The following is a 12,532-nucleotide window of genomic DNA, read 5'->3' as shown; positions in this document are numbered from 1 at the left end:
AGCGAAAATCAGCCCCGCCACAGCGAGTTTCGCCCTTCGACCCCGTACAGAATCCACGCGTTCGACACCCCTCGATATGCCCCATGACGATACGACCGAAAACGCGGCTAGTTGTATGAGGCACGGACGTTAGTTACGCGGTGCCGGCGATAAGCGGCTGGCGGTCGTCCTCCGCGTGTTGAATGCGGTCGGTGATAATTGTAGTGAACGTTCCAGATTTCCACGGCGGTGCGTCGTTGCTCCTCGCTGGTGTACTCACGGGAGTACAACAGTTCTTCGGCGAGGATGCGGTTGTAGCGTTCGACTTTCCCGTTGTGTTTCGGCGTGTACGGCTTGATGCGGTAGTGCCTCGCTTCACGGAGTGAAGCGGTGAAATCTGCTGCCCGGTAGCATGATCCGTTGTCGGTGATCACGCGTTCGATACGGGTGATGCCGTGTGCAGCGAAGAAGAGTCGGGCGTTGTGCATGAAATCGATGGCTGTTGCAGCGGTTTCATTGTCGCGTGCCTCGGTGTACGCCAAACGGGTGTTGCCGTCGATCGCGGAGTGCAGGTAGGTATAACCGATTCGAGGTTGCTTCGCTCGGGTTTTCCGCCGTTGGGATCGTTTGGCCTGGTCGGACCCGCGGCCGTGGGCACGCCAACCGCCGCCGTCCGGGATTCTTCCGACTTTCTTCACATCGACATGGACCATCTGACCAGGTCGTTTCGCAACGATGAACTGCGGTTTTCGGGTGGTTTCGCCGTTCGGATCGATGAACCGGCGACGATTCAGACCGAGGTCCCGCAAGATTCTCGTGACCGTTCGACGAGCAATGGTGATGCCGTCGGTGCGCAGCTCGAATGTGATCCGTGAGGCCGACCATTTCCGGGTCCGTCGCATCGCTTCGATCTCGGTGACGACCTCTGCCGCTGTGGCGGTCGGGTGGTGCTTCGGTGCGCTGGATCGGTCTTGTAATCCCAGGTCACCGTACTTGCGGTACCGGTTGACCCATGTGGAGGCGCATTGGCGGGAGATACCCATTTCGGCGGCTACGTGGGCGATCGGACGGCTCTGGCACCGCTCGATCAGGCGTCGCCTTCCCTCGACAGTCAAGGGGCATTACGGTGTGTCATAGGGCTGGTCCTTTTTGGCCGAGAACGGTTGTGTCGCAACTCCCATTCTTACGCCGAGGACCAGCCCGTCTACTTCAGTCCCGCGTCAGCAACGTCCATACCCACAACAACTAGGTCTCACTGACGCATGTTTCTGCGGTATACGCCAAATTCTCCACCAGAAGACACCGGTCACGGCCGCCGAGGTGCGTGCGCTGTGATCGCTTTCTGGCCAAAAGCACCGTACGCGCTGCAGCGCCGTGTACGGCAGAGTTTCGGGAGTTCATTTCCCTTCACAAAGGCCAAGAAAGCGGCGGATCGGTGAAGAAGACTTCGTCGGAAGTACGGCGAGCACGTTGCTCGCCCGGCGGTCACTGTGTTGCTTCTTCGGTTCTTCACTGCGACGGTGGCCGGTTGTTTCGAGAGGCATTGATTCCAGCAGTGACCACGATGGTGAGGAGTGCCAGAGCGCATGCGGTCCACGCTGCGGTCGAGTAGCCCGAGTTGGTGGGGGAAAAGGAACCGGTCATAGTGTGCGCGGCCAAGATCACACCACTGGCGGCACTACCGATGGAGAAGCCGACCGAACGCACGACCTGGTTGACGCTCATCGCGGCCGCGGTCTCTTCGGAGGGTGTGACTGCCAGGATCACCTGGGGCATCACGGCGGAGAAGCCTCCGACACCGAAGCCCAACAACCCCATGATCGCGATCGGCCACGCCACGCCCATGTCCCGGACGGTGGCGAACAGGACACACGCGAGGGCGATAACGACACCGTTGGCGATGAGTAAGCCAAATGGGCTGACCTTGCGGCGCGCCTTGGGCACGACACGTCCTGCGACGAAACCCAGCGCGGAGAACGGGACCAGCACCAAGCCCGCCTCGACCTCGTTGAGCCCGTAACCGTAGCCGACCTCCGGGGGAGTCTGAACGAAGCGGGTGATCAGGGTGAAGAGCAAGTACATGGCGATACCGGAGACGAACATGATCAGGTTGGCGCCAGCGACCGCCGGGTGCCGCAGCGCGGTCAGGTCCACCAGCGGATGCGCCACTTTCCGCTCGACGGCGACCCACACGGCCAACACCGCTGCCCCGCCGAGGAGGACCGATACGACTACCATCGGCCTGCTCGACCAACAGCTCGACTGGCTCGTAACTACAAGCACCGCAACAAGTCCGACGGAGAGAAGGGACGCTCCCCACCAGTCCACCGACTCCTTGTCTGGTGCGGCCGTATTGTCAGCGGGGAGTGCGACGACGGCGGTGATCAGCGCGGCGACTGCGACCACGACACCGAGTAGGTATGCCGCGCGGACGCCCCACACTTGGACCAACAAGCTCGCGATGGGGTATCCCACACCGATGCCGACCGTGGAGGCCACGGACAGCATTGCGATCGTGCCCTCTGCGCGGTCCCGGAGGTGTTGGCGGGCGGTCGCCATCATCAGTGCAGTCAGGCCCAATCCGATCCCCTGTGCTGCCCGGCCGAGCAGGAGCACGACGAACGGTGCGGGCACGACGGTCGCCACACTGCCCAGCGCCACGACGGTCAGAGTGGACAGGACGACTTTTCGTCGCCGGTGGGCGGCGCCGAGGCGGCCGAGAAGTGGGGTGGCGACAGCGCCGGTCAGCAGTGTGATGGTCAACGTCCATTGAGCGGTGGACAGTGAAACGTCGTAGTCCTCGGCTACGGAGGTGATGAGGGGCGCTCCCAAGCTTCCGATTGCTGCGACCACCAATGCGATGAAGACCAGTGCCGCCACCATGTTGGTGTCGCCGCGCTTGGCGGTTCCGCTGCGGTGTGTCTCGGGAGTTGTGGAGGCGTTCATTGGTTGTTCTCCTCGGTCAGATGATCGAACAGTCCGGCATGGATGCGGGTGCGGATGCCGCGCGCCCACTCGGTGTCGATGTCGTCGATGTCCAGCGCCGCGGCGACGTTGAGCAACATGCCGTAGGCGAGGAAACTTTTCACCGCCACCGGAGGCATACCCGTGTGATCGGCTGTCGCCGTCCACATTCCGGCCATGTGATTGCGCACCGCATCGCGAACCTCGCGGTCACCGCATGCGGCGAAGGCTTGCAGTTGTACCAGCAACTCGGTGCGGTTCGACAGGGTGCTGTTGTTGTAGAACTCGCCCATCACGGCAACCGACTCGGGTCCTGTGGTGTCTGCGGCTGTGCGGTCCATCCCGTCGATGAGGTGCGTGAACGCACGCTGGACGACTTGGAGGAACAGTGCCTTCTTGGTACCGAACAGTCGAAAGATGTAGGCCTGCGAGATTCCCGCGCGGTGGGCGAGTGCTTCCATCGACGCGCCGTGCAGGCCGGCTGCGGCGAACTCCTCGGCTGCCAGAGCGAGCAGCTGTTCGCGTCGCTGCTGGGCGGTCATTCGCTTGACTTCACGTGTACTCACCCCGCCGAGAATAGTAGTTAGTAGTCACTAACTACTAACAAAAATACGAATTTGATCGTAGATATGTGACGGAACACTCTCGCTGTCAGAGCCTCCAATCGGGGAGGGAAATGCGGACCTGACGCGGCAGCGGTACGCCCAAAGGCCGGGCAGTTCATCAACTTTCTGCAATGCATCACCATCGTTCCTGAGTGGCATCACGCTGACCAGGACCAGATCTGGTCGGAGATCGTATGAACAACGAATCGCCAGCGCAGCAGACAACAGATGGGCAGGATTGCAGAACCCGGTGAGGTCCAAGGGTGGAGCCCGGCCCCGGGCAGGGGGCAGGCCGGCACGGTGAACTTTGGATGGCGGTCAGTGGGCGTACCGGTGCTGAGCCGGTTCTGATGAAGTTGCCGGAGCGTCCGGCCCCGGCGTAGGAGTGCAGCAGTGCGGCCCGCATCGATGCCTCCGACATATTCGGCTGTGTCGGAAAACTCATTGCTGTGACGCACAAAGTGAGTCACAATATGAAACATGGATGTGAAACGGCTGCCTGTAACACTCGACAGCGACGACCAGGCGGAACTCGCCCTATTCGCCGACCCCGAACGGCGCGAAGCAGGAATCCTGCGGGAATGGGCTCAGCAGCAGCACATCACCATCCGTGACAATTCCGAGTCCGGGATCGCCCGAGCCCTGCTGCGTGCGGGCGCAGAATCACTTCGCGAGAAGGCGCTCGAGGCTGGCTATGCCGAGCTTGCCAAGGATCAAGCGGAGGGGCTGAGTGAGCAGCGAACACGTCGTAATCGCTATGCCGAGCGTGTCGATCAGGCTTACAGCGAATGACGGCCGCGCTTCGCGGTCAGATCTACTGGTTCGATATGGGACATGGTGAGAAGCCGTGGGTTGTGGTGTCCAACAACGTCCGCAACCGCAACCTGAACACAGTCCTCGCCGCACGCGTGACCACCACACCGAAGCCCGGCGTTCCGACAGCCGTCCCCCTCGGGGCCGCCGATCCTCTCGTCGGTTCGATCGTGGCGGATGACCTCATCCAGCTCTTCGACGACGAGATCGCCGCAAGCAGGCCTGCGGGATCGCTCTCCCCCGCGACCGTGGTCAAACTGAACAAAGCACTCGCGATCGCACTCGGACTGCCCTGATCGGCAACTATCGGGTCGGTGAATTCAAGCGATCGAAGGGGCAGGGGGTATATCTGTTGCGGACACCGTTCAGCGCCAACGTGGTGGCGCAAGCCAGGGTGGGAACCAGCGAGTATTTGACGAAACGTGGGAGTTCGATCGCCCGGTGCGTCGATCTCGTGAAATGTCGCGAGCCACAGGCCTCGCCATCCGGCGAGTAATCCTGTGGCTCACTTCCAGCCCCACCACGATGGGGTGGCTATGTAATGCAATTTAGCGGTGGCAGATCATCGGCGACAAATAGTGGTTGTGGCACGATCTGTATGTCGTGCTCGTGGCCCTCGGCAGCGAGTGATTAATCCTTCGTCACGCGCTGGACGCCCCCGGTGCGGGTATCAGGAAGTTGATAAAGTCTGATCCGCCAGTTCAGCCCACATCGGCTGGGCTTGAAACCAGTCCGAGAAGTGCCCGCCGGTCTGCCTACGGACCTTCAGCGCGGATTCACGGTCGATCGGTTTCGGCGTGCCGGCTGCCATCGCCAGCAATTGCGCCTGGCATGCGCGGTCCATCGATACGAACCACCACACTGCCTCGGCCACCGACTTGCCGACTGTGATCAGCCCGTGGTTCTGCAGGATCGCGGCCTTGTGATCTCCCAGTGACTCGGCGATCCGCTTGCCCTCCTCGACATCGTTGGCGACACCGCCGAATTCCGCGTACAGGCCGTGGTCTTCGAAAAACGCGCACGCGTCCGGGGTGAGCGGGTCCAGCGGGATCCCGAGCGTGGAGAAAACCTTGCCGTGCAGCGAGTGCGCATGTGCTGAAGCCACGGCATCAGGCCGGGCACGGTGCACCTCTGCGTGAATGACGAAGGCCGGGCGGTTGACGTGAAAGCGCCCCTCCACGACGTTGCCGTCATGGTCGCAGCGGACCAGGTCCGACGCCGTGATCCGAGAGAACGCCATGCCGAACGGGTTGACCCAGAAAGTGTCCGGTTCGCCGGGGTCTCGTACCGTGATGTGCCCGGTCACGCCCTCGGAGAATCCGAGCCGGCTGAAGATCTTGAAGCCATCGGCCAGTTGCTCTTTTCGGTACTCGCGCTCGGCGTCGACCGAGTCGAAAGTCGGTGGCAGCGGGAACGGCAATTCGCGGTCGGCGAATCCGACCGCCTTCTCAGCGCGTTCACGCGGTCTGGGATCCGTTGCAGTGATGGTCATGGAGCGAGTTGCCTTTCTCAAAGAAACTATCTGTGTGGGAGTGGCGCCGCCGAAACGAAAGGGCGGCGAGCGGTGATGAATCGGACGTGGGCCGCGATCGCAGCCCGCTAGGCCAAGAAGGCTCAGATCATGCCGGCGGTCGCTGGCTGTGCCTCGCCTGCAACCGCCACGTCGACCTGCCGACGAGCGTTGGACAGTGCAGTGATCGTGCAGGTCCCCAGTGGTCCGGTGCGGTCGTAGAGGCTCGCGGTCCCGACCGCGATCCCGTTCGCAGATACGTTGTCCCAGGCATGTAGGCCCAGCTCTGGCCCTTCCGGTAGCCGGGACAGGGTCATGGTGACGTCGGTGTTGATGTAGCCGACCCCCGCTGTACCCCAGTTGCACACCAGGTTGGTGAAGTCGGCGACGACGGCCGAGCGCTCGAACGCGGTGATGGGCATGCCGTCCACCAGAGGCGGGATGTTGTTCCACACGATTTTGCGGTGCGAGTTCAAGCCGGAGGTGAAGCTGTGCGTCCACTCGCCGGCCCCGGATTTGAACAAAGGCATCGAGCCGTCCGCGAGGTCGAGGCGGGCGTCAGGAACGGGCATGTCATGGGTAGGTCGCCAGATCTTCCCGGGCGGCTCGGCGGAGGCGATCAGGAACTGAGCGGTTGCGCGGGCCCGGACCTGGTTTTGCTGAACGATGTGCGCGTCGGCCACCCGGATACGGTTGCCATCCTGACGACCGCGCTGCGCAGTTCGATCGGTTCGTCGAGAACCGGGCTGAACATGTCGACTGTGAACCGGGCAGGCACGAACTCTGTTCCTGGACTGCAGGTCTCCAGCCCGTGCGCCAACAGTCCACAGACGACGGTGCCGGACAACTGGGTGGCGCTCCCGGCGCTTAAGGACTTGCGGCCCGGGATGTACCGCCCGTTCTCGCACGTGAAGAACGCGGCCATGACGTCTCCTCCGTCGGAGACGGGGTATCGACGTGCCCGGGCCTGCTGTTTTCTACAGCCATGGCGAGGGAGTGCCGCGGCCGCCCTGCCCGCCGTCGGGAGCGATCGCGGCGATGCGCTCGAGGTCCTCGGCGGTCAGCGCAATGTCACCGGCTGCGATGTTCTGCGCGACGCGGTCGGGGTTTCGCGAGCCCGGAATCGGGACGATGTAGTCGCGTTGGGCAAGAGTCCAGGCCAGTGCGAGCTGCGAGACCGTCATGGCTTGGGCGTCGGCGAGTTCGGTGAGCTGGCCGACGATGCGTGCGTTGACGTCATAGTTGTCGGCATTCCACCAGGGCATGAGGGCACGGAAGTCGGTCGGGTCGTAGTCGCGAGCCGGTTTCGCTGTGCCGGTGAGGAATCCACGTGCCAGGGGGGAATAGGCGACGAATCCGATGCCGAGCTCTTCCAGCAGAGGGAACAGCGGTTCGGCATCCTGAGCGAAGATCGAGTACTCGGTTTGCAGAGCCGAGATCGGGTGTACCGCATGAGCTTTGCGGATGTCTTCGGGCGGCGCTTCGGACAAACCGAGGTATCTCACCTTGCCGGCGTCGACGAACTCGGCCATGGTGGCGACAACGTCCTCGATCGGTACAGCGGGGTCGACTCGGTGCTGATAGAGCAGATCGATACTCTCCACCCCCAGGTTGCGCAGGCTTGTCTCGACCACCTCGCGGATGTGCTCGGGGCGTGAGTCGGTCCCGAAGCGGGGGGTGAACCCGAACTTGGTGGCGATCACCACCTCGTCACGAAAAGGCGCCACCGCGCGGCCGAGGAGTTTCTCCCCCTCCCCCCAGCCGTACATCTCGGCGGTGTCGAAGAAAGTCACGCCGAGATCATGTGCACGGCGGATCGCTGCGACCGATTCGGTGTCGTCGCTGGCTCCGTACCCGACCACCGTGCCCATCGATCCGTAACCTACCGCCGAGACGGTCAGTCCTTGCGTTCCCACTGCCCTGTCCTGCATTTATTGCCCCCTCCGTAGCCAAACCAAACCGTTTGGTGTGATGCTAACGTCAACTCACGGAAACGGCAAACCAACCGTTTGGTGCAATACGAGGAAGGGTGCTTCAACATCTTGGTCAATCCAAATAGGGCGACTTGGTATGGTTTTCCGAGTGTCGTCCTCGTCTCGCATCGATTCGTCTCGTGACCGCATTGTCGAAGCGGCCACGGCCGAATTCGCGCGGTACGGGATCGCCGGTGCGCGCATCGATCGGATCGCGAAATCTGCCAAGACCAGCAAGGAACGGGTCTACGCCTACTTTCGCAGTAAAGAAGAGCTCTATCGCTTCGTCGCCGCCCGTGAGCTCGACGCAGTTGCCGAGGCGACGCAGTTAGATCCCGCCGATCTGCCCGGCTACGCAGGACGGGTCCACGACTACTTCGTCGCCAACCCCGACAACCGGCGCATAATGCGTTGGGGGGAGCTCGAATTCGTCGGCACCGACGACGCCGCCCGGGAGACGGCCCGGAACAAGACGGCGAAGCTGCGCCGTGCACAACAGGACGGCCTGCTCGATCCCTCGTGGGACCCGCTCGACGTCCTCGTCTTCGTCAGCCAGCTCGCATCGTCCTGGGCCGACCAGCCCGGCCTGCCTGCGACAAAAAGTGCGCGCGACCAGTTCCTGGCAGACCGCCGGGCGGCCATCGTCGCCGCGGTCGAGCGCCTATTTCCCGCTTTGGATCCGGATACCCGCCTGCCGCACCGTATGTCATGACGCATTAGGAGGGATCGCATGCGGATCAAAGCAGTCGCAGCAACGGTAGCCCTGCTGATTGCCTTTGCAATAGCTGGTGCGCTCGGTCTTGCCCGGGCAGAACCGGAGTCGATCCAAGAGGAGCCCGAATCTGACGGAAGCTCCGAAGTATTCGTGCCTCTCGGCGATCCTCTCCCCGAACAGACGATGACGTCCACACTCACTTAGCTAGTTTCAGCTGTTTAGCTGCGCTCTGGCATAGAGGATTCGAGTGATTGTGGCGGCGCGTGGGGGTGGCCGGTGATTGACGTTTTTGGTTTGCCATGCAAACTTAAAGTACGCGCTTAGGGAGGTGTGGCATGACCGAAGATCCTCAAAAAGTACTGAATACTGTCACGCGATTGAGAAACGGCGCGCGATCCGCACGCCCTCGGCGCTCTATTCCCCTACTCATTCTGGCTCTGACGATCGGATTCTCACTCCCGCTGTACAAGATGGGCAATCCTGACCCTGCGCAATCGGGCCAGATGCAGCCCCTCTCCTGGGATGAGGGTGGCTTCGCGGGTATCTTCACAAACTTCGAGAAGCCGGAATTGCTTACCGCCTATTGGCTTCTGGCACTTCCGGTGGCCTACCTGCTGATTGCGGCGTATGTGCTGATCGCGGGCTACTCCACCGGGGTGCGCGGCAGTATTATCCGCTCAGTTGCCACAGGAATTGTCGTCTATGGCGCAGCATGTCTCGTCATTTTCGGAGTCCATTGGTTCCGGTGGTTGATTCCAGACCAAGCCGACCAGCGTGGAATGGTCCCTGTGCTGATCATCGCAATCGGGTTACTGGGATGGAGTCTCGCGCAACGGGATTCGTTGCTCATCGTGATTGCAATTGTCAACTTCGCGGCGAGCATTCTCGCCGGCTTCTACGATCTGGCGAACCTCCTCAAGGGTACGTATCTGACGAGCAGTCAGGCGCTGTACCCCAATATCTTGCTTCCTACAGTCGTGCTCCTGGTGAGCGCCTTTATGTGCGCTCTGTCTGAGCAACGACGCCGATGAAACATCCGGCCGCCGGCCTCGATGATCTTGTTCATCAGCGTGCACGGTTGGGGATTTTGGCTATTGTCTCCGACGTCGATGCGGCAGAGTTCATCTACATCCGGGATGCACTCGAGTTGACGTCGGGGAACTTGTCCGCCCATCTGAGGGTGTTGTCCGAAGCGGAGATAGTGCGAGTGCGTAAGGACCCGGTACTGGCTGGACGCAACGCGAAGACGTGGGTCTCGATTACCGGCCGCGGCCGAGAACTACTGGAGAAAGAGATTTTGGCGTTGAAAGAACTCGTCAGGCAGGTCGAAGGCACCTTGGGGTAGTTCGAGTTGCACTCAAACTACCCCAAGGGATCGAACTGAGGGCGCCCCGCCAGCCAGTCCTGATAACCGGATAGCCTGGAGCGATGGCGTTTGTCGGCAAGATACTCAACAGGTTTCCGGACCGGGTTCTCGTTTGGGCGCTCCCCCACGCAGAGATGTTGAAATTCATCGTGGTCGGCGGAATCGCCTTCGTCGTAACTACTGTGCTGTTCTTCGGTATCAAATGGACAGTGCTACCTGATAATCCGGTGACTGCCAACATCCTCGCGATCCTGGTCGCAACCGTCTTGTCCTATGTTCTCAATCGGGAGTGGTCATTCTCACAGCGCGGGGGCAGGCAGCGCCACCACGAGGCTGCTCTGTTTTTCGTGATTGCGGGGATCGGCACGGGCATCAATCAAATCCCGCTGTGGACTTCACGATACGTCTTCGACTGGCGCCAACCCGAAGTGTCCGTGCTGGCAGAAAACCTTGCGGACTTCGTCAGCGGATCCCTCATCGGAACCCTTCTCGCGACGAGCTTCCGATGGTGGGCGATGCGCCGATTCGTCTTCCCTGACGAAATCCGTCACAGCCCCGCCGTTCACGACACCGAGGTGGCGCCGGGTTTCGAGGCTCCGTCATCTGAGACGACGGCTCTCGACTGATTGTTCGAAGCCAGGCAGTGCGGGACGTCGCCGCACTCGGCCGCGAGCTTCGCTACACCTGCTCTGCGCACTACCTGGACAATATTGCGCAAGACTGGTGCACCGAGCATTCCGAGGCGATCCCAACGCGATCGCCGCCTGTCCGCGACTTCGACTGCTCCCCGATTGGACTGTCACAACGTGACGATCCGCATCCCGTGCGTGTAGATGACGCTCGTCCGGCCGACTTGTTCGAGCGGGGGGTCAGGGAACGTATGTCCGTGCAGCAGATATTGGGGGCCGACGACGTCGACGTACTCCCGCAGCACCGTGATGCCCGTGTGGGCCGAGTCGCTCTCGTCATTGACGCTTTCCGGTGGCGCGTGTGTGACAACGACATCGATCTTCCATGGATACGAGGAGAGCATCGTGGCGTACTCCTCCTGGGTGTACCACTCCCGCATCTCGGTCCGCCAGTATCATCGTTCGCATTTTGTACCTCAGACTTGGGTCGTCGTGTTGCTCGACGGCGTTGTACTACAGATGTTTTCACATATGCAGCTCGTGTAGTTCGGGCTTCAGTTCCCCGAGTTCCCCGCTGCGACGCCTCCCGCGGCAGTGCTGGCGAATGGATGGTGGGTTCCCGGCACCTCCACTGGGGGTTGTGGTCGGCGGCCTGTTGTAGTTTCCCACAGAGCGCTCTCCCTCCTACCGTCACGATCACGAGGCGCACCGGTGACCGGTTTCGCTCCGGGGGCGTCGGCCTCAACGCCGTTCCGCCTACCAACTCACTTGGTACGCCATTGAGCGCTCGGAGCACAGTTGCACTCCACCAGTCGATTCCGCACCGCTATCCACTCATCAGAGAGGGCCACTACATGAGTGCCGCACGCATCAGTCCCGGGGACACCGTTCAGAAGATCGTCGACGACGGTGTCGGCACGAACCAGGACCGCTTCACCGCACGCGTCGTCGCCGTCGAGGGCAGTTACGCGAACCTCGAGGACGGCCGATGGTTCGACGTGAGCGGTGAAGCGCACGAAATCGCCACGCCAGGCAAGTTTCACACCGATCTGCTGCGTAAAATGTCCTAGCACTTACGCGTACGCTTTCAGCGACTCCACCCTCCCAGGGGTTGGGAGCCGTTCTCGTTGGTAGATTCCATCCACGAACGGCCGGGCAACATTTCGAACACCCCCGCTGCAGTGCCTTCCTTGAATACGGCACTCCCTATTCGCATATTCTCTCCCCATGAGTTCAACCGCCGCTGAGTCGGATTCCCCGCTGAAGACCTTCCGGTTCCACTGGAAGGACGGCCACCCGAGCACAGATCACAAGGGCGCCGATGCCCACGATGCACTCACTCGAAATGGATTCGGCCAGGGCGTGATGGTCGGTCTGGACTATTGGGAGCCACTCGACACCTAGACAGATTCCCCGACCACACCAGACCGCAAGTTCATCGCAAAGAACGAGTCCTCACCCAACAGTGCCAGCGGCATACTGAAGCACATTCTACCCCCCACCCCGCAGGACGAAGCATGCTCCCGGCGTACAGCGGAAGACCCCCGCTCGGGCTTTGATCCGGGTCAATTCCGAAGCCCAGCACGGACACCGAACCCGCGGTTGCACCGCTGTTTAAATATCCGCGAATGCACTCCCCGCTCCGGACAAAGGTGGGTGGTGCCACCTCGTCGCAGCCATGCCAGCCTGTGGGCGCGGCGACAGCGGCGAGCGCTCCCCACTGCCGCCGGAGGGGAGAGCCTAAGTCGCTGGACGTGAACCACATTCGGCACTCTCACTGCGAACTCTTTTGCCGCCCAACGTGCGCCTGCACATCCCGGCTCAGACCGACACCGGCGGTGCGCCGTCCACTCCAGCACTGGGCCTCCGCGCCTGCGCCTCCATCCAGTTACCCTCGACCAATGCACCCTCTCCCCCACCCTGGACAGTTACCGCCCGGACCGATGGCCTTACAGGTGGAACACCTCTGCATGGCGTT

At 61.7% G+C, this 12,532-nt stretch carries 16 protein-coding genes and 1 pseudogene; 9 read left to right on the top strand and 8 right to left on the bottom strand.

Translation table 11 applies throughout. The annotated features are described in order from the left end of the window. Window positions 1-107: 107 nt before the first annotated feature. From DBV08_RS31895 to DBV08_RS31885, 3 genes and pseudogenes are all read right to left on the bottom strand, one after another. Window positions 108-1,114: pseudogene (locus DBV08_RS31895) on the bottom strand (IS481 family transposase). Window positions 1,115-1,488: 374 nt separating this feature from the next. Continuing rightward, entirely contained in the window at window positions 1,489-2,925 is a 1,437-nt protein-coding gene (locus tag DBV08_RS31890) for an MFS transporter (protein ID WP_124570113.1), read from the bottom strand. Further along, window positions 2,922-3,509: a TetR/AcrR family transcriptional regulator gene (locus tag DBV08_RS31885; protein ID WP_311717460.1), complete on the bottom strand. Its 588-nt coding sequence runs from the start codon at window positions 3,507-3,509 to the stop codon at window positions 2,922-2,924. The genes DBV08_RS31890 and DBV08_RS31885 overlap by 4 nt, the downstream gene beginning before the upstream one ends. Window positions 3,510-4,028: 519 nt before the next feature. Between DBV08_RS31885 and DBV08_RS31880 the strand changes: the two genes are divergently transcribed. Both DBV08_RS31880 and DBV08_RS31875 read left to right on the top strand, forming a co-directional pair. Continuing rightward, complete coding sequence (locus tag DBV08_RS31880; protein ID WP_124570111.1) at window positions 4,029-4,340, top strand: hypothetical protein; 312 nt, start codon at window positions 4,029-4,031, stop codon at window positions 4,338-4,340. After that, the gene (locus tag DBV08_RS31875; protein ID WP_124570109.1) at window positions 4,337-4,657 is read left to right on the top strand and encodes a type II toxin-antitoxin system PemK/MazF family toxin; all 321 of its coding nucleotides are present in this window, start codon (window positions 4,337-4,339) and stop codon (window positions 4,655-4,657) included. Before DBV08_RS31880 ends, DBV08_RS31875 begins: the two co-directional genes overlap by 4 nt. A gap of 374 nt (window positions 4,658-5,031) precedes the next feature. On the opposite strand, the gene DBV08_RS31870 is transcribed toward DBV08_RS31875, so the two are convergent. The 4 genes from DBV08_RS31870 to DBV08_RS31860 form a co-directional block, all read right to left on the bottom strand. After that, entirely contained in the window at window positions 5,032-5,853 is an 822-nt protein-coding gene (locus tag DBV08_RS31870; protein ID WP_124570107.1) for a class II aldolase/adducin family protein, read from the bottom strand. Between the two features lie 122 nt (window positions 5,854-5,975). After that, window positions 5,976-6,554, bottom strand: coding sequence for an acyl-CoA thioesterase domain-containing protein (locus DBV08_RS31865; RefSeq protein ID WP_260395830.1), 579 nt, complete (start codon window positions 6,552-6,554; stop codon window positions 5,976-5,978). Next, window positions 6,491-6,796, bottom strand: a complete 306-nt coding sequence (locus DBV08_RS33110; protein ID WP_260395829.1) for a hypothetical protein — start codon at window positions 6,794-6,796, stop codon at window positions 6,491-6,493. The genes DBV08_RS31865 and DBV08_RS33110 overlap by 64 nt, the downstream gene beginning before the upstream one ends. 52 nt (window positions 6,797-6,848) lie before the next feature. Further along, window positions 6,849-7,802 (bottom strand): aldo/keto reductase, encoded by a 954-nt coding sequence (locus DBV08_RS31860; RefSeq protein WP_124570105.1) that lies wholly within the window; start codon window positions 7,800-7,802, stop codon window positions 6,849-6,851. A gap of 151 nt (window positions 7,803-7,953) precedes the next feature. Here DBV08_RS31860 and DBV08_RS31855 point away from each other — a divergent pair, with 151 nt between their 5' ends. The 5 genes from DBV08_RS31855 (at window position 7,954) to DBV08_RS31835 (ending at window position 10,551) form a co-directional block, all read left to right on the top strand. Continuing rightward, on the top strand, window positions 7,954-8,556 hold the full coding sequence (locus tag DBV08_RS31855; RefSeq protein WP_260395828.1) for a TetR family transcriptional regulator: 603 nt from the start codon (window positions 7,954-7,956) through the stop codon (window positions 8,554-8,556). Window positions 8,557-8,574: 18 nt separating this feature from the next. Then, a complete protein-coding gene (locus DBV08_RS31850) occupies window positions 8,575-8,763 on the top strand; it encodes a hypothetical protein (RefSeq protein WP_124570101.1) in 189 nt (62 codons plus the stop codon). A 131-nt stretch (window positions 8,764-8,894) separates the two neighbouring features. Next, entirely contained in the window at window positions 8,895-9,590 is a 696-nt protein-coding gene (locus DBV08_RS31845; protein WP_124570099.1) for a hypothetical protein, read from the top strand. Then, window positions 9,587-9,904, top strand: a complete 318-nt coding sequence (locus DBV08_RS31840; RefSeq protein WP_124570097.1) for a transcriptional regulator — start codon at window positions 9,587-9,589, stop codon at window positions 9,902-9,904. Before DBV08_RS31845 ends, DBV08_RS31840 begins: the two co-directional genes overlap by 4 nt. 83 nt (window positions 9,905-9,987) lie before the next feature. Then, window positions 9,988-10,551, top strand: coding sequence for a GtrA family protein (locus tag DBV08_RS31835; protein WP_124570095.1), 564 nt, complete (start codon window positions 9,988-9,990; stop codon window positions 10,549-10,551). Window positions 10,552-10,724: 173 nt separating this feature from the next. On the opposite strand, the gene DBV08_RS31830 is transcribed toward DBV08_RS31835, so the two are convergent. Then, window positions 10,725-10,994, bottom strand: a complete 270-nt coding sequence (locus DBV08_RS31830; protein WP_124570093.1) for a hypothetical protein — start codon at window positions 10,992-10,994, stop codon at window positions 10,725-10,727. A 414-nt stretch (window positions 10,995-11,408) separates the two neighbouring features. Between DBV08_RS31830 and DBV08_RS31825 the strand changes: the two genes are divergently transcribed. Together DBV08_RS31825 and DBV08_RS32520 are read left to right on the top strand one after the other, a co-directional pair. Next, the gene (locus tag DBV08_RS31825; RefSeq protein WP_124570092.1) at window positions 11,409-11,624 is read left to right on the top strand and encodes a hypothetical protein; all 216 of its coding nucleotides are present in this window, start codon (window positions 11,409-11,411) and stop codon (window positions 11,622-11,624) included. A gap of 157 nt (window positions 11,625-11,781) precedes the next feature. Continuing rightward, window positions 11,782-11,958: a hypothetical protein gene (locus DBV08_RS32520; protein WP_185565013.1), complete on the top strand. Its 177-nt coding sequence runs from the start codon at window positions 11,782-11,784 to the stop codon at window positions 11,956-11,958. Window positions 11,959-12,532 lie beyond the last annotated feature (574 nt).

This window comes from Rhodococcus sp. KBW08 (genome assembly GCF_003852455.1).
Classification (GTDB): Bacteria; Actinomycetota; Actinomycetes; order Mycobacteriales; family Mycobacteriaceae; genus Rhodococcus_F; species Rhodococcus_F baikonurensis.
The sequence above is the reverse complement of the archived record's forward strand: the minus strand, read 5'-3'. Positions and strand labels throughout refer to the sequence as shown.

Bases quoted from the DNA above. Each gene is read 5' to 3' on its own strand.
- DBV08_RS31890 (WP_124570113.1), bottom strand. From the start codon at position 2,925: ATGAACGCCTCCACAACTCCCGAGACACACCGCAGCGGAACCGCCAAG.
- DBV08_RS31880 (WP_124570111.1), top strand. From the start codon at position 4,029: ATGGATGTGAAACGGCTGCCTGTAACACTCGACAGCGACGACCAGGCG.
- DBV08_RS31875 (WP_124570109.1), top strand. From the start codon at position 4,337: ATGACGGCCGCGCTTCGCGGTCAGATCTACTGGTTCGATATGGGACAT.
- DBV08_RS31870 (WP_124570107.1), bottom strand. From the start codon at position 5,853: ATGACCATCACTGCAACGGATCCCAGACCGCGTGAACGCGCTGAGAAG.
- DBV08_RS33110 (WP_260395829.1), bottom strand. From the start codon at position 6,796: ATGGCCGCGTTCTTCACGTGCGAGAACGGGCGGTACATCCCGGGCCGC.
- DBV08_RS31860 (WP_124570105.1), bottom strand. From the start codon at position 7,802: ATGCAGGACAGGGCAGTGGGAACGCAAGGACTGACCGTCTCGGCGGTA.
- DBV08_RS31850 (WP_124570101.1), top strand. From the start codon at position 8,575: ATGCGGATCAAAGCAGTCGCAGCAACGGTAGCCCTGCTGATTGCCTTT.
- DBV08_RS31845 (WP_124570099.1), top strand. From the start codon at position 8,895: ATGACCGAAGATCCTCAAAAAGTACTGAATACTGTCACGCGATTGAGA.
- DBV08_RS31840 (WP_124570097.1), top strand. From the start codon at position 9,587: ATGAAACATCCGGCCGCCGGCCTCGATGATCTTGTTCATCAGCGTGCA.
- DBV08_RS31835 (WP_124570095.1), top strand. From the start codon at position 9,988: ATGGCGTTTGTCGGCAAGATACTCAACAGGTTTCCGGACCGGGTTCTC.
- DBV08_RS31830 (WP_124570093.1), bottom strand. From the start codon at position 10,994: ATGCGGGAGTGGTACACCCAGGAGGAGTACGCCACGATGCTCTCCTCG.
- DBV08_RS31825 (WP_124570092.1), top strand. From the start codon at position 11,409: ATGAGTGCCGCACGCATCAGTCCCGGGGACACCGTTCAGAAGATCGTC.
- DBV08_RS32520 (WP_185565013.1), top strand. From the start codon at position 11,782: ATGAGTTCAACCGCCGCTGAGTCGGATTCCCCGCTGAAGACCTTCCGG.